This is a genomic window from Nostoc mirabile CHAB5784 (genome assembly GCF_020829645.1).
In the GTDB taxonomy this organism is placed as follows: domain Bacteria; phylum Cyanobacteriota; class Cyanobacteriia; order Cyanobacteriales; family Nostocaceae; genus Nostoc; species Nostoc mirabile.
The window spans coordinates 1-22,762 of sequence record NZ_JAIVFS010000095.1 but is presented as its reverse complement, the minus strand read 5'-3'; the positions used below and the strand labels follow the sequence as shown (position 1 = coordinate 22,762).

19 protein-coding genes are annotated in these 22,762 nt (G+C 45.0%); 14 read left to right on the top strand and 5 right to left on the bottom strand.

From position 1 onward, the window contains the following. Window positions 1–7,074 carry a PAS domain S-box protein gene (locus LC653_RS35315; RefSeq protein ID WP_229499586.1) on the bottom strand — a complete coding sequence of 2,358 codons (7,074 nt, stop codon included), beginning with the start codon at window positions 7,072–7,074 and terminating at the stop codon, window positions 1–3. 318 nt (window positions 7,075–7,392) lie between these two features. Further along, a complete protein-coding gene (locus LC653_RS35310) occupies window positions 7,393–8,328 on the bottom strand; it encodes a hypothetical protein (RefSeq protein WP_229499585.1) in 936 nt (311 codons plus the stop codon). Between the two features lie 616 nt (window positions 8,329–8,944). On the opposite strand from LC653_RS35310, the gene LC653_RS35305 reads away from it, so the two are divergent. The 13 genes from LC653_RS35305 to LC653_RS35245 all read left to right on the top strand — a co-directional run bounded on the left by LC653_RS35305 (window position 8,945) and on the right by LC653_RS35245 (window position 19,346). Beyond that, on the top strand, window positions 8,945–9,268 hold the full coding sequence (locus LC653_RS35305) for a helix-turn-helix domain-containing protein (RefSeq protein ID WP_229499583.1): 324 nt from the start codon (window positions 8,945–8,947) through the stop codon (window positions 9,266–9,268). Window positions 9,269–9,373: 105 nt separating this feature from the next. Next, a complete protein-coding gene (locus LC653_RS35300) occupies window positions 9,374–10,156 on the top strand; it encodes a hypothetical protein (protein WP_229499582.1) in 783 nt (260 codons plus the stop codon). 89 nt (window positions 10,157–10,245) lie between these two features. Beyond that, on the top strand, window positions 10,246–10,644 hold the full coding sequence (locus LC653_RS35295; protein ID WP_229499581.1) for a hypothetical protein: 399 nt from the start codon (window positions 10,246–10,248) through the stop codon (window positions 10,642–10,644). Window positions 10,645–10,896: 252 nt separating this feature from the next. After that, window positions 10,897–11,727, top strand: coding sequence for a hypothetical protein (locus LC653_RS35290; RefSeq protein ID WP_229499579.1), 831 nt, complete (start codon window positions 10,897–10,899; stop codon window positions 11,725–11,727). Between the two features lie 97 nt (window positions 11,728–11,824). Continuing rightward, window positions 11,825–12,034, top strand: coding sequence for a hypothetical protein (locus LC653_RS35285; RefSeq protein WP_229499577.1), 210 nt, complete (start codon window positions 11,825–11,827; stop codon window positions 12,032–12,034). Window positions 12,035–12,050: 16 nt separating this feature from the next. Further along, entirely contained in the window at window positions 12,051–12,449 is a 399-nt protein-coding gene (locus LC653_RS35280) for a helix-turn-helix domain-containing protein (RefSeq protein WP_229499575.1), read from the top strand. Then, window positions 12,446–12,904 (top strand): DUF1392 domain-containing protein, encoded by a 459-nt coding sequence (locus LC653_RS35275; RefSeq protein WP_229499573.1) that lies wholly within the window; start codon window positions 12,446–12,448, stop codon window positions 12,902–12,904. Before LC653_RS35280 ends, LC653_RS35275 begins: the two co-directional genes overlap by 4 nt. 105 nt (window positions 12,905–13,009) lie before the next feature. Next, entirely contained in the window at window positions 13,010–13,744 is a 735-nt protein-coding gene (locus LC653_RS35270) for a BRO family protein (RefSeq protein WP_229499571.1), read from the top strand. Between the two features lie 45 nt (window positions 13,745–13,789). Continuing rightward, the gene (locus LC653_RS35265; protein WP_229499569.1) at window positions 13,790–14,389 is read left to right on the top strand and encodes an alpha-ketoglutarate-dependent dioxygenase AlkB family protein; all 600 of its coding nucleotides are present in this window, start codon (window positions 13,790–13,792) and stop codon (window positions 14,387–14,389) included. A gap of 140 nt (window positions 14,390–14,529) precedes the next feature. Then, complete coding sequence (locus LC653_RS35260) at window positions 14,530–14,823, top strand: hypothetical protein (RefSeq protein WP_229499567.1); 294 nt, start codon at window positions 14,530–14,532, stop codon at window positions 14,821–14,823. Continuing rightward, window positions 14,820–17,825: a plasmid replication protein, CyRepA1 family gene (locus LC653_RS35255; protein ID WP_229499565.1), complete on the top strand. Its 3,006-nt coding sequence runs from the start codon at window positions 14,820–14,822 to the stop codon at window positions 17,823–17,825. The genes LC653_RS35260 and LC653_RS35255 overlap by 4 nt, the downstream gene beginning before the upstream one ends. A gap of 301 nt (window positions 17,826–18,126) precedes the next feature. Then, window positions 18,127–18,651 carry a plasmid pRiA4b ORF-3 family protein gene (locus tag LC653_RS35250; RefSeq protein ID WP_229499563.1) on the top strand — a complete coding sequence of 175 codons (525 nt, stop codon included), beginning with the start codon at window positions 18,127–18,129 and terminating at the stop codon, window positions 18,649–18,651. Between the two features lie 92 nt (window positions 18,652–18,743). Next, the gene (locus tag LC653_RS35245) at window positions 18,744–19,346 is read left to right on the top strand and encodes a hypothetical protein (RefSeq protein ID WP_229499561.1); all 603 of its coding nucleotides are present in this window, start codon (window positions 18,744–18,746) and stop codon (window positions 19,344–19,346) included. Window positions 19,347–19,479: 133 nt separating this feature from the next. On the opposite strand, the gene LC653_RS35240 is transcribed toward LC653_RS35245, so the two are convergent. Beyond that, entirely contained in the window at window positions 19,480–20,442 is a 963-nt protein-coding gene (locus tag LC653_RS35240) for a helix-turn-helix transcriptional regulator (RefSeq protein ID WP_229499559.1), read from the bottom strand. A gap of 147 nt (window positions 20,443–20,589) precedes the next feature. Here LC653_RS35240 and LC653_RS35235 point away from each other — a divergent pair, with 147 nt between their 5' ends. Further along, window positions 20,590–21,498: an SDR family oxidoreductase gene (locus tag LC653_RS35235; RefSeq protein ID WP_229499557.1), complete on the top strand. Its 909-nt coding sequence runs from the start codon at window positions 20,590–20,592 to the stop codon at window positions 21,496–21,498. Between the two features lie 237 nt (window positions 21,499–21,735). On the opposite strand, the gene LC653_RS35230 is transcribed toward LC653_RS35235, so the two are convergent. Together LC653_RS35230 and LC653_RS35225 are read right to left on the bottom strand one after the other, a co-directional pair. Next, on the bottom strand, window positions 21,736–22,233 hold the full coding sequence (locus LC653_RS35230) for an SRPBCC domain-containing protein (RefSeq protein ID WP_229499555.1): 498 nt from the start codon (window positions 22,231–22,233) through the stop codon (window positions 21,736–21,738). Then, window positions 22,226–22,567, bottom strand: a complete 342-nt coding sequence (locus tag LC653_RS35225) for an ArsR/SmtB family transcription factor (RefSeq protein ID WP_229499553.1) — start codon at window positions 22,565–22,567, stop codon at window positions 22,226–22,228. The genes LC653_RS35230 and LC653_RS35225 overlap by 8 nt, the downstream gene beginning before the upstream one ends. Between the last annotated feature and the right edge of the window lie 195 nt (window positions 22,568–22,762).

Sequence of the window (22,762 nt, the reverse complement as noted above, 5' to 3'; positions counted from 1 at the left end):
CTACTCCCAATTGACGGTGACAATCATCTCTGTTCCTTGTCCGGGTTGACTCCTAATCGTGAGTTGTGCGCCGATGCGCTCTGCTCGCTCGCTCATGCCGAGTAAGCCAAATCCCTCAGAGGCTGGAATACTGCCAACTCCAAAGCCCTGTCCATTGTCTTTCACGCGCAAGCAGAATCGATCGCGATCGTAGACTAGTTCTACTCGGATTTCGTCAGCATTGGCGTGTCTGATCGCATTGGTTAATGCTTCCTGCCCAATCCGTAGTAGGTTATTCTCGACTTCAGTGGGTAGAGAATACACTGCACCCTCAATCTCATAATATAAGGTGGTGTCAGTTGCAGCAGCCCTGATTTGAGCGACGAGACGATGTAGAGCGCTCTGTAAACTGCCTTCCTCCAAAAGCTGAGGACGGAGCGCTACTACCGATCGCCGGGCTTCAGTCAGTCCAGTTCGTGCCAATTCTTTGATCAGATCCAGGTGTGCCTGAGCTGCTTCTACATCATCCGTTAGCACCTGATTTGCCGCTCCTACCTGAGCTAGAATGCCTGTAAACGCCTGAGCGAGTGTGTCGTGAATCTCGCGTGCCATGCGGTTACGTTCTTCCAAAATCGAGGCTGCTTCTGCTCGCTTTTGCAGCGTAATATCTCGCGCTATCCAAATGACCTGTTCGTGCTGAATCGGGGCAATGCGAGCCGAAAACCAGGCTTCTCGTCCATTTAGAAACGCACTATACTCGACTGTGAGGATTTGTTGGGTTCTCAGCACCTGCTGAATATAACTTAGAAATTCATCGGCTTGTTCCCTTCCAAGTTGATGCATGGTTTTACCAATCATCTCCTCATAGGGTTGCCATAGCAGATTTGGTTCCTGTACGATCATTTCAAGGAATCGCCCTTCAGCAGTCAGTACAAATAATGGATCGGGAATTGCCTCAATTAGAGCCCGTAGCTTTGACTCTGAGGCTTGTAGGGCTTCCTCTGCTTGTTTGCGATCGTCGATATCCGTAACAACTCCCAACGCTCGGATGGGTTCACCGAATTCATTCCAGGTAACAATTTTGCCGACAGCAAGAATCCATTTCCACTGACCATCCTGGGTACGATGGCGATACTCTGCTTGATAGCTGGGGACTTCTCCAGTAATACAAGCATGGTAAACTGCAAGCACTGATTCTCTATCGTCAGGATGCAAACTCTCAATCCACCTAGATTTGGTTACATGAAATGTTGCTGGATCGTAGCCCAGCATTAAAGCGTATTCTGGGTTAATCACGACTTCTTCAGTTTTGATATTGAGATCGTAGAGTCCTTGATTTGAAGCGGTTAATGCCAAGCGTAGTCGTTCTTCACTTATTTGTAGAGCGGCTTCTGCCTGTTTGCGATCGCTAATATCTGCAATCACACCTTCGATGTATCCATCGGCTGCATTCAGATAAGAAGAGAAAAGTACCCAAAACAATGTCCCATCTCGTTTCCGCATCTGGGCTTCAAAGTTTCGCACTTCCCCATCCCGCTTCAGCAACTCAAGGAATTGTTGGCGATCGCTGGGATTGACATAGTAGCCTGCGGTGTGTTCAATCCCAATGATCTCCTCTGGTGAGTCAAAGCCATACAGATTGGCAAAGCGTTGATTGGCATCGAGAAGTAATCTATCCGAGAGGCGGGACCGGTAGATGCCGACCTGCGAGTTTTCAAAGATAGCTCGGAACTTGGCTTCACTGCGTTGTAATGCCTCTTCTGCTTGTTTGCGCTGGGTAATGTCATTGCCCACCGATAAGATTTCAACGACCTCTCCCTGGTCATTGAAGATGGCTTGATTCGACCAGACCATCCAAACTCGCCGACCGTCTCGACACAGGTTTTCACCCTCACCTTGCGGGTACGATTGAGGATCGCGAAGCAAATTGTGGACAAAGGGTCTCATATCGCGTCCAGAAAGTTCGGCTTCTGGAATGATGGTTTCAAATACGGTTCGCCCTAAAATCTCGTGTTCTTCATAACCAAGAAGTCTTACCCCATAATCGTTGATGTAATGAATCCGTCCTTGCGGATCATAGCGAATGATGACTGAATTCGCGGTTTGTAGCAGGTTGCGGTAATTGGCCTCACTTTGTCGTAACGCAGCAGTTCGTTCTGCGACCTGTTGCTCTAAAGTGCAGTTGTAGTCGGCTAGGAGTTTCTCGGCTTGTTTGCGCTCTGTAATGTCCTGAAAGGTAGCGATCGCATAAGTGATATTGCCCTGTTGATCAAAAACTGGTGTTCCCCGTGCCTCAATTAGAATTGTGACATGATCTCGACGAATTTCTATATCTTCAGTCCTAATGCGTTCGCCCCTTAATGCCCGCACAGCAGGCAAGCTCTCCGCTGGATAGATTTGATCCGTTCCCGCTACATAAAGCTGATAAGCCTCTGAGATCTGCTCCGATGCTATGGAAGTATCAGTTTCTTTGCCCAGGAGTTGATTGCCGCATTGGTTGGCATAGTAAGGGCAACCCGTCGCATCCACGATCGCAATTCCCACCGGAATCGCTTCAAGGAACTGGGTGATCTTGCTTTCCTTAGCCCGCAGTTCTGAGCAAAGGTTGGCATTTTCGATGGCGATCGCTGCTTGAGTCGATAATAGCTGCAAGACTTGCGATCGCTCTGGTGTAAATACTCCAGTTGCTAACCGATTTTCTAAATACAATACACCGACCAGCTTGGCTTGATTCAGCAGCGGCAAACAGAAAATAGATTGAGGCTGGTTCTGTTGAATGTATGGCTCATTAATAAAAGCACCTTCACGAGTCGCATCATTTAAGGTGACAGGCTTCAGAGTCCGAATCACATATTGAATGATTGATTCTGGCAATTGATCGGCAATTGGAATAGACTGTAACACCTGAGTCGCACAAGCATTCTCATTGGCATTGAGTTCACAAGCCGCTTCAATCGACCATTCTCCTGAGTTTTCTAAAATCAGATATCCGGTTTGTGCGCCAGCATTCTCAATTAAAGTTTGCATCAGTGATCGCAGCAGTTGCTTCAGTTCAATTTCACGAGAAATCGCCTGTGAAGCTTTCATCACTGCTGCTAAATCGAAAGCGGTATGGAAGGGATTAGGGATAGTTTCAGCAGTAATAGGAATTGATGTGGAAGCGGTTCTAGACGACTGAGAAAAGAACTGTGGATAGCGTTTTTCTAAGTCTTTAACTTTAGCGGTTGCGCCCCAGCGATCGTAGCAATAGTGCGCCTCTTTCATATAGGTTTGAGCAATTTTTGACCGACCTCGCACCAGATAATGTTTAGCCGCTAATTCATAAGCTAATGCTTCTTCCTGGATATACTCATTTTCAGCAGCACCTGCGATCGCCCGTTCATAAAACTCTTCAGCCTCAAGAAATTGCCCTAAGACTCGCGCTTTCTCTGCCTCGACTAGATAAAATTTATGTAAATAATTCATCGGGGCGTGTTCTGCCCATTTCCGCATCTTTCCTTGGTTGGAGCTAACACAACTTAGCCAAGCTGTTTTTTCAGAGTTTGAAGCATCAGGCGATAGGCTCAAAAGCGCCAAAGAATGATAGAAACAGAATATAGGTAGAACCGTTATTGCTGTCACCTCTTCAAAATGTTGCCTTGCCAAAATAGCAGTCTGTACAGCTTGATGATATTCTTCAAATAGATAACACAGTATAACTTTGTGCAGGTACAGCATTTGAATTGCAGTTCCATCTTTAACTGCAAGGGCGTGTGGTAATGCCTGCTCTTCATTATACACCCGACCAACTAAGCGACTGGGATTAAGAGACCTATCTAACAAATTAAGAATGGTCTGCCACACTATTGCAATCCAAGTCGAGGGGCTTTCCCGTCTGATTCGATCAACCGCTTTGCTGTATGTTGCCGTTTTCTGTTCCAGTTGGGCGAGTTCCTCACCGACGAAAAACGAGTTGTAACACACGTCATATGCAGCATAACCAGCGGTTTCAAAGTCTCCGGTTTCCACTCCTTCCTGATAAGCCTCAACCAGCAGTGGTATCGTCTCCTTAAGATGTACTTTCCATTGCATAACATGGTCACTAAATAAATCTAATGCTTTAGCCTTGCCTTTTTTGGTATTCAATCGTTCTGCCAAGCTAAGAGCCAATTGACCAAATTTATAGCCGAGTTCAATGTCTTGAACAACTCCACATAGAACAAACCCATAGCAAGCATAATACAGTGGTGACCAGATAGCATTACCGTAGTTGATTGATAAATTGACCGTTTTGCAAGTAATCAGTATCACCAGTGCTGGTGATACTATGAATGCAGCAGCCCCTATATTCGCTAGGATTGACATTGCTGCTAGCGGTTCTGGTGCAGTCATCTCTGGTAAATTAACCAAGTCTTCAATTTCTCGTTCAGCCAATCGTGCAGCCGTTTCCTCCAATCCGCCTCGAACATCTAACTCACTTGGATTTTCTGGTAAGATTACTCCCAGGAGCTTCAACACTTCCAAGCCAATTTTGAGTGCTTCTTTCAGGTTGCCCTGTGACAAATATCCTTGAATTCTGCTATCGTAAGCCTGCACTTTGTCAACCACTGTTTTGGCACGAGCGAGTACCACTTCTACCAACTGTTCCATCTCATCAAAGCAACCCTGGAGATACGCCGCTTCTGCTGCTTCTGAGTACAGCGCTAAGGTAAGGTCATACTCACTGACCCAACTGTCTGTATCTAGGAGTTTCAGTCCTATATTGAAATACTGAAGAGCTGCTTCATAAGCCGTTGCACCTTTTGCTTTCTGACCTGCCATTAAATTCAATTTGGCAATTTCATTTCGTTCTACTCGAGCGGTGACAAGCTTAATTCCCTGATTGAGATGATCCACAACTTCAAATAGCCGATTGGATAGTCGCTCTGGTGAAGTTTTTTCGAGTAAATTGCGACCGATTTGGAGATGAACAACTTGTTTTTGCGGCTCATTAATCAAAGCATAAGCAGCTTGCTGGACGCGATCGTGCGAAAACTTATACTCTTGAACTAGCAAGTCTTCGTCCAAGTCAGACAAGGGTTGAATTAATCCAGCTTGTACTGCTGCTAGTAAATCCTGGGAAATCGCTTTACATGATTTTTCGCAAACGATCGCTAACGTCTTTAAATCAAATTCAGCTCCAATACAAGCGGACAGACAGAGAATTTGCTGTGTTGCTTCCGGTAATTTCTGCAACTGACGCAGCAGCAACTCCACCACATTGTCAGTAAAATCTTGAGCTTCAATCTCAGCCAGGTTCCATTGCCAGCTCAACCGTTGTGTATCAAAGACTAACAGATTTTCGCCATACAGCAGTTTCAAAAATTCACCAACAAAGAACGGGTTGCCCTCGGTTTTACGTGACACAGCTTGGGCTAGGGAACGAACAGTTTCAGGATTGTGATGTAATGTCTCAGCTACCAATTGACTCAACGATTCCAATGTTAAGGGGGTCAGAATGATTTCCTGAAGTATTGCTCCCTGTTTTCGCAGGCTCTCTAGCGTCAAAACCAACGGATGCGTTGAGGTCACTTCATTATCTCGATAGGCTCCGATCAAAAACAGATATTGGGTTTGCTCATCGAGTAATATTAACTCGATTAACTTCAGCGTTGCGGAGTCGAACCATTGTAAATCGTCTAAGAAGATGACCAGTGGATGTTCTTTTGAACAAAACACCCGCACAAAATTTTGAAAGATTCGATTAAAGCGATTTTGAGCTTCCGTTGCTCCAACTTCGGGTACGGGTGGCTGTTTGCCAATAATTAATTCAACTTCCGGAATGACATCAATGATGATTTGCCCATTGCTTCCTAAAGCTGAGAGCAGACGATCTCGCCACTGTTGCACTTGCTCATCCGGTTCTAAGAGAAGTTGCTGCACCAACTTTTGCAGGGCATCCACAATGGCGCTGTAAGGAATATTACGCCCTAATTGGTCAAATTTACCAGAGATAAAATAGCCGCGCTTTGCTGTGATGGATTTGTAGAGTTCCTGCACCAATGCTGATTTGCCAATTCCCGCATAGCCAGAAACCAGCATCATTTCGACTTTGAATTGAGAATTTCCTATGCTTTCCTCTGGTCGCTGGGCTTCGCCAACATTCCCTGTTCCTGCCACTCTGTCAAACGCCGCCAATAATGCTTTAGTCTCCGCTTCTCGTCCATACAGTTTCTGAGGAATGCAAAACTGCTCTGAAACATCTTGCAGTCCCAACGACATGGCGTTGATCTGACCCATTTCTGCCAGTTGCCCGGCGCAGCGTTCTAGATCCGCTTTGATGCCCCAGGCACTTTGATAGCGATCCTCCGCATTTTTCGCCATCAACTTCAAAATTATGCCTGAAATGGGTTTGGGAATCGTGGCGTTCAATTCATGCACAGGAATCGGCGGTTTGGCAATATGGCAATGAACTAGCTCCAGGATGTCTTGAGTAGGGAACGGTAGCTGTCCAGTTAACAGTTCGTAGAAGGTTACGCCCAGCGAGTAGAAATCGGTGCGATAGTCGAGCATCCGGTTCATCCGCCCGGTTTGCTCTGGCGACAGATAGGCAAGCGTGCCTTCTAACACATGGGGACTTTTGAACGTCGGATTCGTGCGGTTAAATTGGGTTGCAATCCCAAAGTCAATAATTTTGACAACGCCAGTATCCAGATTAAAGACTATGTTTCCTGGGTTGATATCTTTATGAATGACATTGGCTGCATGGATTCTGCCCAGAATGTCGCAACTAGCGATCGCAAGACCAAGAAAAGTGGATAAAGGCATGGGGCAGAAAATATCTGGGCGCTTGTGCATCCATTGCTCTAAAGACTCTCCCCCAAAATCTTCTAAGAGAATCACCAGAGTCCGTTGATAGTCCTCCTGGCTGTATGCCTTGACAACTCCTTCCAGATTTAGAGAGCGAGTAATTTTATATTCCTGTCTGTAGCGGGTTAGTTCTTGAGGTGAGGGATAATCAAGCTTTAACATTTTTACGATGAGCGCTACTCCATCGTCTCTGATGCCCCGATACACTAGAGAATTAGAACTTTCATATATCTTGTTTTGGATGGCAATACCAGGTGGAGCAATCATAGAGCAACTCTTGAGAGGATAATCTGGTACACCTCAAACTATACAGCAATCCAGCTATCTAGATTTTTCATCTTCTGAAATCCTATTTGGTTTTGTTCATTTCTAGCCAGTTGCAGAGTGATGGCGTTCACTTACAAGCGCTGTATAAATTATGTAGAGCAGTTCTACAGCACTCATTTGACAACTGGCATAGCACGGGACACCAGAAGCGGAAAGTTTTGCCCTATCCCTCGTACAACTTCTTGACTGTCCCGTTGTGGTGATATCTCTATTGAAACTGCGACCCAAAGACATTAGATGCCAATTTGCCAAAGTTGCTTAGGGCAGTATCTTACCCCCGTATTCAGACTCCAAAACACTTAATAATTTTTCTTCCACAGGAGTCAGATAAGGCCGATTCACCTTCCCTAATGACTGCAACAGACTTTTGACTGTCTCCTCCAGTGAGTCTGAATACACTCGACTGATGCGATCGCTAATCTCCTGAACCTGCTGACACTCCGCAGGCAGGTAATTGAAGGACTTCAGGTGCTGCAACCCAACTGTGTACTCGCCATCCCACATTCTCACGGTGCAACTAAAGTCATTCACTACGCTAACAATCGCCCAACACCCACCCTTTCCTCTCAGTTCGGGATTATCCTTAGCAAGAATTTGGCACACTTCACCCAACTGGTAGGTGTTGGGTACTTTCGTCCTTTCCATGATGCGCTGCACAACATCTTTGACGATTCTACCAGTCGGCACTTTCCCACCAGCAAGTTCTACTGCCTGTTGCCATACCTCCCACTGTTCTTGAGGTTCTAGCTTTGTAATGGGTCGGACTTGCCCTTCACTAGTGGGTAAAATTTGTGATCCATTTGTTGTCAAATCTTCAGGCGGCAAATTTTGACAACAAATTGTTGTCAAATTCTCGTAGACATCAGCTGCGGCAATCAGATAATTTGACTTCTGGCGACTATGACCAAAGCGATCGCGACAATAATCTTCAAAAGTTTTGTGCGTGGAACGATATAATCTGCGATCGCGCAGTTCCATCAAAGCTTTCCCTGCCTCAAAAAACGCTCTTTCCACACGGCGCTCTAGGTGAAGGCGATCGCGCTGTTCTTCCTCTGTCAACTCTGGAACTTCGACAGCAGTAACTGTAATTGTTGCTGAACCTGGGTCTTCTTCAAGGTCTTGGTCATCTGGTGGCGTGTCGTCACTGGATGTAGCAGAAGTGGCTTTATTGCGGTTCGAGGATGGTTTAGCCATTATTCCACCCCTAGCTGAACAGTACTTGAACGAATATCGAGTTGTGCCATGATGGAGGTGTAATTAAATTGATATTAATTCCCCAAACCTTTTACTGAGGTTGGGGTTTTTCCTTAACTTGTTTACATATATATTTGCATCTGCGGTAATCATCCTTGTTGCTTTGTCGGCTTTGGCATTATCTCTACCTTCCCGTATATAAAATGTCCATGACAAGGAAAGCGGCAGGTAAACTCATGCCGCTTTGAAAACCCCAAGGTGTACTTGTGGAGCTATAACCGTTGCCAGTACAGCATTTTGACGCGCCAACAGTTGCTTCTCTTCGTTAACTGAACCGTGTCGCAGTTTATGTATGGCTTGGTGCAGCCCACTGTGGGCATTTGTTGCACCATTGATTGCTGGAAAGTATTACTTGTGGGTCTGTCATTTTTTAGAACGCCCTTCAGACTAAGAACTCTCAACTTACTTCCTAAAAGACAACACGAATTTAGAGCGATCGCTTTCACGATTTAGGCTCTACGCTAATACTGCTTAGGTTTTACATACTTCATAGAAGAAGTACACCACTATTTCCACACATTATGTAAATATAGGAGTATCAGTGAGAGAAATCGTAATGCAAGGAATACCTTTGGATTTGGTATCCCGGATTGACTGGGATCAGGAATATGGTGAGTTTTTATTTCAGCAAAGAGAAGACAAGAAACTTTCTAGAGAAGAAGTAGCGCAAGCAATTACAGGGCTTGGAGAACCTTGTTCTCAGCAGTTAATTCATAAAATAGAAAAATGGAAGGGTAAAGGTGATCGCTCTGTTTCTTTGTCTCTTATCTTGAAATATTGTCAAATTTTAGGGATCGAGCTTAGGCAATTTTATCCTGTTGTAGCACAAACCCTTAGTTACCCATTGCTACAAAAAATCTCGTCCGTAGTCGTTGACTAATTTCCATAAAATATGTAAATAATAAGAGATAAAACAAAGGACAACCGCTTCAGCCTGGAAAACTTGTGCGATCGCCCTTTGACCCTTTTACAAGGAAATCTTATTATGACCTATCCAACGTATACACAGCAAGCCCTTTGCCGTTATAACCTCCCCCGTCTCAAAAGAATCGCTGCCGAATTAGGCGTTACACCCACCGAAGACAAAAGAGCGGCCCAAACCTGGGTAAACGCAATCATCGCCCATCAATCCACCCAGCTTCAGAAAGTTGACAACCAAGCCACAGCCCAAGCCGAACTCGACAGTTACATCGCTGACCAAGCCCAAACCATAGCCCCCGAACCCCTCACAATAGTCGAAATCTCGTTTGACCATCACGAATATTACGCTGATGACAAACTGGTAGCCAGTATAAGCCATGACGATAACCATTTAACGCAACGCTGGGTAGTAATGGTCAACGATAAAGAAGTATTTCGTGCCAACACTCTAATGCGTTGCGATCGCTTCATCTGCACTCACTACAAAGATGGCACACTGCCAGTAAAAGCAGAGGTGCAGGGGAGCAGGGGTGCAGAGGGGAAAAACTTACAACAGCTTTCTCCTCTGCCCCTCTGCGCTTCTGCCCCCATGCTTTCCTCTTCTACTGAAAACCAAATCATGGCGCATATCTTCAACGAGTGCCAGAATTATGGGTTTGAAATTCTCGATGATGGCATTTACAACAACAACGGCGTGAAACTGGGGCAAGTCGGATGCACTGAGGGTAACTGGTGGGTGAAGAGGCGTTATTCGGGTCAGCAGCAGTATTCTAACTCGGTCTATGATGCAGTGCGATCGCTGTCGATTCCAATTCTCTGCCAAGGTTATTCAAACACTGCTGGATAAAGAACTAGTGCAAGTGCAGAACACAGGGCGCGGCTTTTTGTTGGAGATTGCCGAGGATTTTTAGGTTATTAATCCCAGAGAATAAAATCATGAAACTTTACGCAAAGACCATTTCAGCTACTCTGCCAGATTGGGCAAGCGTCGTTACAAAGAGCGCAGATTTATTTGAAATTGAAATTAATGATGAACACCCTGATTTTCAATCTCTGCTTGAAGAGTTAGAAACTGAGATTGAACCAGGAACTTTTGGAGTGAAAGCAGAAAATTTATGTTCACGGCTTGGTATTGAAATGTCTAACCCCAATCTCTACCAGTTAGTTGAACAAGCTCAAACCCTGATATCCCTTATTGCTATGCACCCAGACTACAAACAACTGCTGGAATTGGGATATCAACCTGATTTAAACATTGCGGATGCTAGCACTGCACTCATTTATTTGCAGTGGGAACTAGAGCGCAATCAAGAGGGGGAAAAGGGTAAGGGTTAAAGGGGAAAGGAAACATCCATATTCAAAAATGCTTGCTCTGTACTGTATTGAGAAAAGTCTTTCCTCCTCCTTCCTTTACCCCTTCCCCTTTCCCCTTTCCCCCTCCAATTCACAGCTTTCTGTTTAGTACAAAAGCGTTCATCTAAAGGAATGCCATTACTTCAGATGAACGCACGGAAGTTTTTCTTCCGCTACAGAATTCCCATTATTGCACACAGAACACTAATCAATAAAATATTAATCGAGGTAAACATGGTTACTGAAATCAAACTAGGTTTATGCAACCCTCCCGAACCCATCTATTTATATGTCAAAAATGCCGAGTTAGGTGGAGAATCTTACCTGTGGTATCACTACGATATTGAACGGGATAAAACCATCCCTGTTTCCCAAAGAGCATTAACTGGCTACTTGTCAGAACTGCGATTGACCACTAAAGAATTCAAAGGCAAAGACAATCTCAAACTCGATATTGTCGTGAGTGCAGATGAACTTTATGTTGTCAGGACTGGTGTTGAAACCAATTTCGCCAAAAGCTTTCTTTTAGCGGCTTCATTAGTCCAAGACTTTTCCAAACCACTGATTATCGTTGCGAATGCTGGTGACGAGAATACAGTTTTCTGTAATCTTTACGATGCTGCAAGTAAGACCAAGATTTACAGGGAATGGAGTAGAGATTTGGATTGGGCAACAATCATTCGTGATATTCAATCTCTTTTAGGTGGCACATCCTCAACTATCCCATCTACACCAAAACTCAGCGTAGTCCCTCAACCAGTACACCCTCAAGATTTACGAATCAAAAATATTCGCACTTTGCTTGATTATCCCCTTGATTTGGTCAAAGAGTGGTTGCAATTTCAGGATGTTGACCGCCCAAGTCTACTTGATATTAACCAGATTAATGAACTAATCAAAACCATGTGTTTAGCTTGGGCAGCAGGTAAGTGTGAATATCCAAATGAAGCTGAATCTTTGTATCAAAATCTTGTTGTTGATGCTGTTGCTAACGGCGCTGATGAGTTAACAGCAATCAACGCATGGATGCAACAGTTGCAAGCAGTAAAGACTGGAGCAGTGTAAATCAAAAGTCAGAAGTCAGAATTCAGAATTCAGGATTCAGAATTATTCTGATTTCTGACTCCTGACTCCTGAATTCTCAACATCCGAGGAATTACCCATGAGAGTCATCGTTACAGTAGTCGAAAAAATCGTCAGTGAAGCGCACATCGATATCCCTGATGGGCTGAATCAATCTGCTATCAAGCAGCACATCGTAGACCGCTACAACACTGGGGGAATGCAAACTGAGATGAACATTTTTCAAGTGGATTTTGAATCTATGAGCGCTCGGATTGTACAAGGACAATCTGATGCTAAATCTGCATAAATATGGGAGTAATCAGATGAGTATCAAATGGACTGATGAAGAACTAGCAATTATTGAGGCGAAAGCTGAAGTCTATACAGTCAAACAAATAGCTTCAATCCTAAAAAGACGAGGATATCAACGCACACCAATTGCAATTTATCTGAAGTTAAATAGCTTAGGTTATTCCGCACGCCCCACGCTTGATAACTATTCTTGTAAAGAGATTGCTCACGTTCTTCAATTGAATTTCTCAACTGTAGCTAGATGGGTAAAAAGAGGATGGCTCAAAGCTACAAAACGTTCTGCCAGACATTACCAAATTCGGAAATGGCATTTAAAAGAGTTTTTTGATAACCCGCCACAATCAATTAAAAAACGCATTGCCGCTCTTGATGTTGAAGCGATTAATTACCTATTAGGGAGAAAAGCATGATTGACCATATTAACGCACTTCAAACAAGTTGGTATCTTTCTCCACCTTGGCGTGGAACAATTCCACCCATTGCAGTTAATTTACTAGAGAGAGTTTTCCTACGCACAACAAGAACATTTGGTTACTGCTGCGGTATGCAATGGAAACACGAATGTTGGATTTATTCAATTGATTGCGGTAAAGAAATACTCCATGCCACACAAAACCAAATCATCGGGACTGGAGAGTTAGAGGCCATCACTGTGCAAAAACCCGCTTTTGTCTTGGGCGAACGAGTGATCCTCTGTTCTCACGACAAAGGAACAAAGCAACGGCTGATTTTGGGGATTGCGCTGGTACATAATTCTTGGTTTTACTTTGTTGAATTAATGTCACCAACGTTAATTAAGACACCAACTATATCGAATCGTTTCTCATTAGTTGGTGAAAAAAGTTTGATGCGGGTGAAAGTCTGATTTGTTTGGCACTGTGACGATAAATTGTTGGCTTTACCGAAAAAAGTATCACCTGTTAATCAAAGTCAGCAATTACTTCTACCACCATGAAACAAAAGGTATGTCATGACTAAGAATGAAAATCTCCATCAACTAAATAACAGTAGTCCTTTCGATGGCATCCGTCAGTTCGATGAACAAGGACAAGAATATTGGACTGCTAGAGAGTTAATGCCATTACTGGGTTATTCTCGGTGGAATGAGTTTAAACCCGTAATTGAAAGAGCAACTTTTGCTTGTAAAAATACGGGAAATGACGTAGAGATGCACTTTTCAGGGTCAACCCTGAAAAGTATTGGGCGACCAGGACAAGATTACAAACTATCTCGTTATGGCGGATATTTAACCGCAATGAATGGCGATCCACGAAAACCAGAGATAGCAGCAGCACAAAGTTATTTTGTTGTCAAAACGCGAGAGGCTGAAACCCAAACCCAGTTAAAAGCCATGACACAAATACAGTTACTCGCGGCGATCGCACAACAACTTGCAGAACAAGAGCAGCGTTTTTTAGAACAACAACAGCAACAAACTGAAATCTTGGCGAGGCTCAAAGCTGTTGAAGTTGAGCAGGACAGAGTGAATACACCATGCGGTCATAAATATAGTGTTGTTGGTTTCGCTAATCTTCAAGGTTTAGAAATATCGGTTAAAGAAGCGGGTACTAAAGGTAGAAAAGCAAGTGCATTGTGTCGGAAACAAGGGATAGAAATAGAACGCATTCATGATCCACGTTTTGGAAAAGTCGGCTTGTATCCAGAAAGTGTGTTAATTGAGGTTTTCTCTACTGGTCAAAATTAACAGCAATTGTCTTCAGGATACTTTCAATAGTAAGAGAAAAGTACTATGCAACAACTTAATTTATTTGCTGAATCAACCCCAGTTTTACCTATCACCTACTATCCCGATTTCTTAAGTCTTGAACAAGCCAATGAACTCTACCAACACTGCTTGAAACTGGAGTGGCAGCAAAATCAAATTAGGATGCTGGGTAAAACAATGCCTGTTCCCCGTCTTGAGTGCATTTATGGTGATGCCGGATGTGATTACCTTTACTCCAACAGCGTATTTTTAAAACCACTGACTTGGACAGAAAAACTCGCTAACTTGCGGGACAGAATCACTGCGCTAACTGGCTATAAGTTCCGCATTGTCATTGGCAACCAGTACCGCACGGGGACTGACTCAATCGGCTGGCACGCAGACAATGAACCATCGATGGGACTTAACCCGGCGATTGCATCAGTCAGCTTGGGGTCATGTCGCAAGTTTCAAATTAAACCGAGAGATGGCAGACCAACGGATTTCTGGCTGGAACACGGGAGCTTACTTCTGATGCACCCTGGCTGTCAGTCCACACATCTGCATCAGGTTCCCAAAACAAACAAAGTCATTAGTACACGTATTAATTTAACCTTCCGACCACACACAGGAGGCGGGAGATAAACGCAAGGGGAAAGGACAAGAGGCAATAAATAAGAGATTTTTTCCTTTTTCCTTTCCCTTTTAACCAAGCTAAAAGCAAATCACGAGTGGTATGGCTTCATACCGCTTGCTTTGCACTGCGTCAAAATATCGGAGGGGATATGAACATAATTGATACACATCAAACAAATAATCAGTTAGCTCCAAACCACTGGCATGAATGGGTAGTCAATTCCGCTGTTGACCCCGAACTCACTGCCCTAAATGTCCGCTCTTTAAGTGGTTCTGAAATCTATGAGTACCTTTTATACGCTCTGCCCCAAAACGCTCGACGCAACGATGGGCGACTGCGCGATGGGTATTTGAAAAGATATGCCCATGTAGAGTCCGGTGCATGGTGGGTTAGCGGACTAGATCCCTCAATAATTGGCTACCGATGGACTGGGGACGGATGAAACCAGATTACCCAAGGCTCGAATGGGACAAAACAACCCAAGAGCAAACTCAAAAACCTGTCAAATACGAATCGCCCCCCAAAACTCCCAATCGAGTTACCTATTTGAGAGTCCCCCTGCACTTATGGCGGTTGATATCGTTGAGGTACGATGTGCCAATGCCAGAGCATATTACCGTTACCGAAGATGGTGAAGCACTCTTGTTCTGGGCTTGGGTAATGGCACACCCCGAAATCCCTGTATGCCTTACGGAGGGCGAGAAGAAAGCCGCTTGTCTCCTAACTTTGGGGTATGTAGCGATCGCACTCCCTGGAATCTGGAACGGTCGAGTCGGCAAGGAAGACTTGGAATATCTGCACCCCGATTTAGTCCCAATGGCTCAAAAGGGTCGCAAATTCGTTATCCTTTTCGACTACGAAACCAAACCCAAAACCAAACAGCAAGTTTTTAGTGCTACTCGCCGTACTTGTCAAGTTATTCTCCAACTTGCCTGTCAATGTGAAGTGGCGCTGCTGCCTGGGCCAGAAAAAGGAATTGACGATTGGGTTGTGGCACTGGGGAAAAAAGCTGAGAAAGCAGTCAGCACGATGATAGCTGATGCCTTGAGAGTCAGCGAGTTAAACCAAAGATTTTTCGTAAATCGCGCCAGGGGGCTTCGCAAATTTAAACCCGATGTGATAGTGAATACCCGCTATCTTTCCACAGTCATCCGCTCACTGCCTCAATCGGGGTTAGTGGGTTTGGCTTCCGACATGGGGACAGGTAAAACCGAAATCTTGGCAATGATGAGATTTGATAACCCAGACTTGAGCTTTTTGAACAATGGGCATCGGGTCACTCTGTTGAAAAATCTTAGCGATCGCTTGCAAACTGCCATGTACTTTGCGATTTCTTGCGGCGACTGGGCTAAAGCAAAAGCACTGAGTATCACTGTAGACTCACTCTATAAGATGGCAAACGATTTACAGGCTTATGACATTCTATTTATTGATGAAGCCTGCCAGTATCTCGCTCACTTGCTGAAGTCCAAAACCTGCAAAGAACACAGGGGGGCGATTCTGGAAGTACTGGAGTATCTGGTTTACAATGCCAAACTGGTAGTGTTGGCAGATGCTCACCTGGATGATCTGACCATTGAGTTTTTTATGCAAATGCGACCGGCGGATGAAAAACCCTACATCATCAAAAATGAATATCGTTCAGGGGGTCGTCAGGTTTATTGGTATGAAGGTAAAAACAGCAGCGCAATCGTTGCAGAGTTTCACGCTCAGTTGATGCTGGGTAAAAAGTTGATGATGGTCAGCGACAGCAAGCGGTTTATCAAAAAGTTGGAACGAGCGCTCAATGATGGTTCAGCAATTGATGATAACGACGAAACACCGGAATCAGCCGAAGACCGCAAGTTACGGGTGTGGGCTATTCATTCCGAGAACAGTGGCAGTGAAGAAAATGTCATCTTTATCAGGGAGATTAACATTGCTATTAAGGATATTGATGCTTTTTTAATTACTCCCAGTCTCAGTTCAGGGGTTGACATTTCCAGCTATCATTTTGATGCCGTGTTTGGCGTGTTTCATGCTGTTTCACAATCGGCTACAGAATGCGCCCAGCAATTATGGCGGTATCGTCCAAATGTCCCCATGTATGTTTGGGTGGCTCTGCGTCCTCCCTTTGGTTACGCCGAAACCAATGCCCGTCGGATCAAGGAAAGGATTATCCAGAAGAATGAAATGACTGCCTTTCTCATCCGCATTGACAGAGAGACAGGCAGACGTGGTGCAGAGAAGGACTGGGCATTGGATGCTAGTTGTCAGATTGAGGGGCAGCGCAACTGGTCTATCAATAATTTACGGGCTGATTTGCGATCGCTCTTAGAGGAGATGGGCAATACTATTGTGTCTTTGGGCGACGGTGGTGATGAAGCGACTTCGCGCTGGATGAAGGCGGCGGGTATCGCCATCGATGAGGAGCATTATCGCAAGGTGGCGAATGCTAAAGATATTGATAGAAGGACTTACAACAGCAGGCAGCATCAGGATTATCTCAAGCCGGAGGAGGTGCTGGAGTGTGAGAAGTTCCGCATTCAGGACACTTACGGGATGAGCGTAACCCCGGAACTGGTTGAGCAAGATGACGGGGGGCGGTTAATTAAAAAGATTGTCGCGTTGGAGGCAATATTGGCAACGCCTGGGGAAATGGTCACTGATGACCAGGGGCGCGAGTTTGTTCCACCGCCGGCTATTGTTGTGGAAAGAGACTTGGGGGAAAGAGAGCGGTTAGCTATTTGCACAGACTGGAGCAATCATTCTACCGCGTGGTTGATGCGTCATCGGCTGGGACTCAGGGCAGTCTTGATTGATCTGATGGCTGGGGTTGAGATTAAAGGCGACGAGGCGATGATTCAGGCTTTGGCTGAGTTTTCCAAGCGCAATGCCTCTCACGTTAAAGGCATTCTCAATCTGACCATCCCGCTATCGGAGTCTCCGATGTGGATTTTGGGGCAGTATCTTTCACAACTGGGCTTGTCCACTGAATCGCGGCGACCAATGGAGGATGGGCAGCGTGTTCGGTATTATCGGCTCAATACTGAGGATGTTGAGTTTATCCAGAAGGTGCTGGATTATCGCCAGAGGCAACGGGAAGAGAAGGAAAGGAAGCGGCAAGAATCACTTGAGCGAGATGCGGCTTATGCGGCTAGAATGCAGTCTCAATATGGAATTAATGCTCTGTCCACACCCCCCATTAATGAAGATGGAAGTAATAATTGGGTGGGTATGCACATAGAGGCAGAACTCAGTGATTCTTGGTGGGAGCGGGTTAAATATTATGCTCGATTGGCGATTGAGCGGGTGGAGGATGGAGTTGACAAGGTTAAGGAATTACTCAGTACGCTAACGAGTGATGAGCGGTTGGGTGTGATGCTGGAGTTTGAGGATGTTGACCCTCAAAAGTTTGCTCAATTGGTGACAGATGCGCCCCAGTGGACTGAATGGATGGCTTGATTTACACCCAAGCTTGGTATTAGACCAATAAACTATTGCTTGCGAAGTGTGTCTGCCACTTCAAGATATAGCTATACCCTCATTACAAGCCAAACTTCTCATTACCTCTGACGGGCGTTGGGAAATCCTCCCGCCTTGCGTGGAACAGAGTAAATCAAAACGCTACACTCAATTACAATAATGATTGATGCAAGTGGCTTTATACGCAACAGTTCTGGTTTGATTTCAAAAACTCAAACCGACTCAAAAGGATAAAATCCTAGAAAACTGGAGCTGGGTGAGCTCAATTCCTGTAATGAATATGGCTAAAACTAAAAAATCAGAAAATGCTTCCAAAAAAGCGACTAACCCTTCTCCCAATGCACTATATGTGCTAGAGGTGTTTTTAATTGATGGCCCAATTACAGAGGAATTTGCAGCAGAAAATCCAGTGGTGTCTAGAACCATCGAAATTGAAAGCAGCAATACTTTGCAGGATCTGCATAAAATCATCTTCAAAGCATTTGACCGAGAAGAAGAACATATGTATGAATTTCAAGTAGGAGGAAAAGGGCCGCAAGATCCAAATGCAAGACGCTATTGCATAAAACAAGCATTTTCAAGTTCCGATTTGACACCAAAGCCTACAGGAGATGTTTCTAGTACTTCAATTGCGTCTTTGGGCTTATCTATAGATGATGCTTTTGGTTACTGGTTCGATTTTGGTGATGATTGGTGGCATCAGATTGATGTTATCAGCATTATAGATACAGTTCCATCAGGCAAATATCCTAAAATTACTCAGCGAGTCGGGGCTAGTCCTCCGCAATATGCGGATTTTGAGTAGAAGAAAAAGCAAGACAATCGTCATTGCCTTGCTACGATAGGCTATTTGATAAATCAGAATATCACTCAAGCAGAGAAGGTTTTTAAAGAATCATGGCAGCTAAAAAAAATTATTTACTTAATCATGGATGTTTCCTTAATTCCACAAATAAAAAAATAGTTGTCAATTTAGCCACCGGTGATATCTTAAATCTAATAACCCAAGAATTAAAAACTCGCTATTCACCAGAAACTCAAAAAATTGTACTCGAAGAGAGTTCAAAGCTGCTACCTGATTTGGTATTTCAAGAAATGTTACAGCGCCAACAGCAAGTAGTGAATGTTAACCCTGATAGCTTAGTTGTGGTTAAATGTGCGATCCAAGAGACAGAGCTTGATGAGTTTGGGTTTAATTTAAATGTCGAAGTATATTTTGTGATTGCAGATGTCAAAGGTCAAAATCATTTCCGCGCTAATCGGATAGTCCTTTGGTCAGATATCTGGGGCGATGAAGAACAGCTTTTTGATCTAGAAGATGAACTAAGTGAGCAATTCTGGACAGATTATCAAATCCAGTTACTCTTTGATGATAAAAATCAGCAAAAAATTGAATTAGAAATATCACAAACAGATGATTATGGAGCAAGGTTAGAATTTTACCCATCTGCCCAAAGATTTTTACCATCCATAGTTCCCTTTACTGATAATAACTTTTAAAATCAGCAATTATGGCAGTAGCTTCTGCTGCTTGCAGGAGTCGAGATGACGGGAACTGAGCGGTGTTGTTCAAGCGGAAGCGTTAGCCATACCTTTAAATGATCGCACAGTTCTCGAAACGCAATGCACTTGTTCATTGTTCAGCATAGCGTGATATCGCCTCTTTTGCTGCTTGCAAAACGCGATCGCGTAATTCTAATGGCTCAATTACCTCCATCTGTGCGCCGAACCCCAGCACATAAGCACAAGCCGCTTCTTCTATATCAAACCTCAGCCAGACGCGAGTCCAGCCATCGGCATCGGGCGAGTTAATCTGTTCTATTCGGGCAAAGTATCCGGCATAGCGTAACCGAGGCATAACCTCTGGAGCAACACGCACCGTTACGCCATAGTAAGGCAGATTGGCTTTGAACTCAACAATCGATTGTTGCCAATAGTCGGCTAAGTTGAATTCAACCGGACGAACACAGGGGTAATCTGTAAGCATGGCATCCCGCACTCGTGAAATCCGGTAGGAGCGCACCTCTGACTCTACCGAGGCAACGAAATACCAAACATTGCCTTTGGCGACCAATCCCAGTGGGTTGACTAATCGTTCGACCAGTTTGCCATTACCGCGCTCATAGCTGAGGTTTACTTGCCGCTCTTGCCAAATCGCTGTTTGTAGAGTCGCAAATGCCGACATTTCCTCGTCCCACCGATGCCAGCCTGTTGGATCGACATGAATGCGCTGACTAACCATTTCTGCTTGCTGACGATTTGCGGCAGGTATTGCTACCAGAAGTTTGAGCAGAGCCGCTTCAAATGCTTGACTCCAGCCTAAATCGGCTAGCAGGTTTGCGGGCTTTGGCAAAAACAGCGCCTGGATCTCTGCCAAGTTAAGTCCTGTCAGCGTAGTTTGATAGCTGTCGAGTAAACTCCAACCACCTCCTTTACCGCGTTCTGCCATCACCGGAACTCCGGCACTGCTGAGGGCATCCATGTCACGATGGATGGTGCGCTCAGATACCTCCAATCGTTCTGCTAAATCTCGCGCTGTTAGCTGACGATAAACCTGCAACAACATCAGGATCGAGAGGAGGCGATCGGCACGCATAACTATCCCAAGACCAATCGAAACTACTTTTTACTTTACTGCCTAAATATGACAAGGGATGTCAGGAAGTTCAGCTTATGCTGCATAAAGATGGTTTGGAGTCATCGATTTCTTTAAGCTACCTCGCAGGATTTAAGGAGGTCAATTATGCAACTATTGAAGAATAAAATTGCGCTTGTAGTTGGGGCAACACGCGGTGCAGGTCGTGGCATTGCTGTGGAACTTGGTGCAGCAGGGGCAACCGTTTATGTCACCGGACGCACCACTCTTACTGTGCGTTCGGAATACAACCGCCCTGAAACGATCCAAGAAACGGCGGAATTGGTAAACCAGGCAGGTGGGAAAGGAATCGCGGTTGTAGTCGATCATTTAGACCCAAAACAAGTGCAGGCGCTTGTTGCTCGTGTTGAGCAGGAGCAGGGTCGTCTGGATGTTCTGGTCAACGATATTGGTGCAGAATATCTGGCGGAGTTCAACAAGCCTGTGTGGGAGCTTTCTTTGGAGCGAGGATTACGGATGCTGAGATTAGCGATCAACACCCACCTGATCGCTAGCCACTTTGCATTGCCGCTGTTGATCCAGAAACCCGGTGGATTGGTGGTCGAAATTACTGATGGGACTGCCGAATATAATAGCACAAACTATCGGCTGTCGATGTTCTATGACCTTGCTAAAACCTCGGTAATTCGCATGGCGTGGGTATTGGCGCAAGAACTTAAACCGCATCAATGTACTGCCGTAGCGCTGACTCCGGGCTGGTTGCGCTCGGAACTCATGCTCGATCATTTTGGTGTGAGTGAAGCCAACTGGCAAGACGCAACAGCAAAGGAACCGCACTTCATCATTTCTGAAACGCCCCGCTATGTTGGGCGTGCAGTTGCTTATCTAGCTGGCGATCCACAAGTAGTGCGCTGGAATGGCCAATCGCTTTCCAGTGGGCAACTAGCACAGGTTTATGACTTTACCGATCTTGATGGCTCTCAACCCGATGCGTGGCGCTACATTCATGAAGTGCAGGACGCGGGTAAACCTGCTGATGCGACCGGATATAGGTAATGCTCAAGTCACAACACATCGCATTTTCAACCTCGCTTTATTGCGCTTGGCTCCATGTAAATAATTTCCCAAATATGACGGTTTAACTCAGCAAACCCATGTCCGTACATAAAACTGTGGTCTTGTGGTTCATTGTAGGTTGCTCCACCGGCAGCAAGTGCAGGGAGCAACCATGCATCAACTTTTTCTCGGCTTGATGAAGATAAACATACAAACCTCATCCCTAGTAAGAGAGACTCAAGCTTTCGCCAAAAACTCATCTAGGCAGTCAAAAGTCGAGTTCCACCCTTCGATCACACCCATCTGTTCATGCTTACGCCGATCCTCAATAGACTCATGCATAATCTGGAGCGTGAGTTTGGTATTGCTATCTAAATCCTCGAAAATGGCTGTTACAACCATTCCCTTTGGTAAATCAGCATTTACGACTTTTTCAAAGCCTTCATCAAATTCATCACTGGTAACAATCCTCTCAAAGGGTACGATTTCGCGAAAAACACCTTTGGCCGGGTACTCCCTGCCGTCTGGGCCAGTCATCACGTAGCGCCATTTCCCGCCTGGACGCAGATCCATCTCAATCACACGGGTTGTGAAACCTTTGGGCCCCCACCACTGCGCGATGTGTTTGGGGTCAGTCCACGCTTTAAACACAACTTCGCGCGGCGCTTTCAAGATGCGAGTAATGACGATCTCACGTTGGAATTGAGCATCAATGGAATCCTCAATGTTACTCATCTTGTTCCTCCTGGGTTTGTAATTCTTGCAGGTAATCATCAAGCTGATCAAGCCTCTGTTCCCACAATTGACGATATTGCTCAATCCAATCCGCCGCTTCTTTGAGCGGCTGTGCTTGAATCTGGCATGGTCGCCATTGAGCTTCGCGACCCCGCACAATCAGTCCGGCACGCTCTAGTACCTTTATATGTTTGGAGATTGCAGGAAGACTCATCTTAAAAGGCTTGGCTAACTCACTTACCGATGCCTCACCTTTGGCGAGGTGAGCCAGAATTGCACGCCGCGTAGGATCAGCAAGGGCAGCAAAGGTAAGGCTCAGTTGCTCGGTAGACATTTTTATTTAACCTAATGGTTAATTAACTACTAGGTTAAATGTACTCTTGAATCATGTCAAGCCCCCACTTAACTGGAGTTTAGACTAAAAGCGATATGAGAGAACGCAAATCAAATGGAATTAGAGATTAAAAATATTATCTTGTCAGCCTCAAAGCATCCGCGACCTTTAACAATTCTGTAGTATATCTGCTCC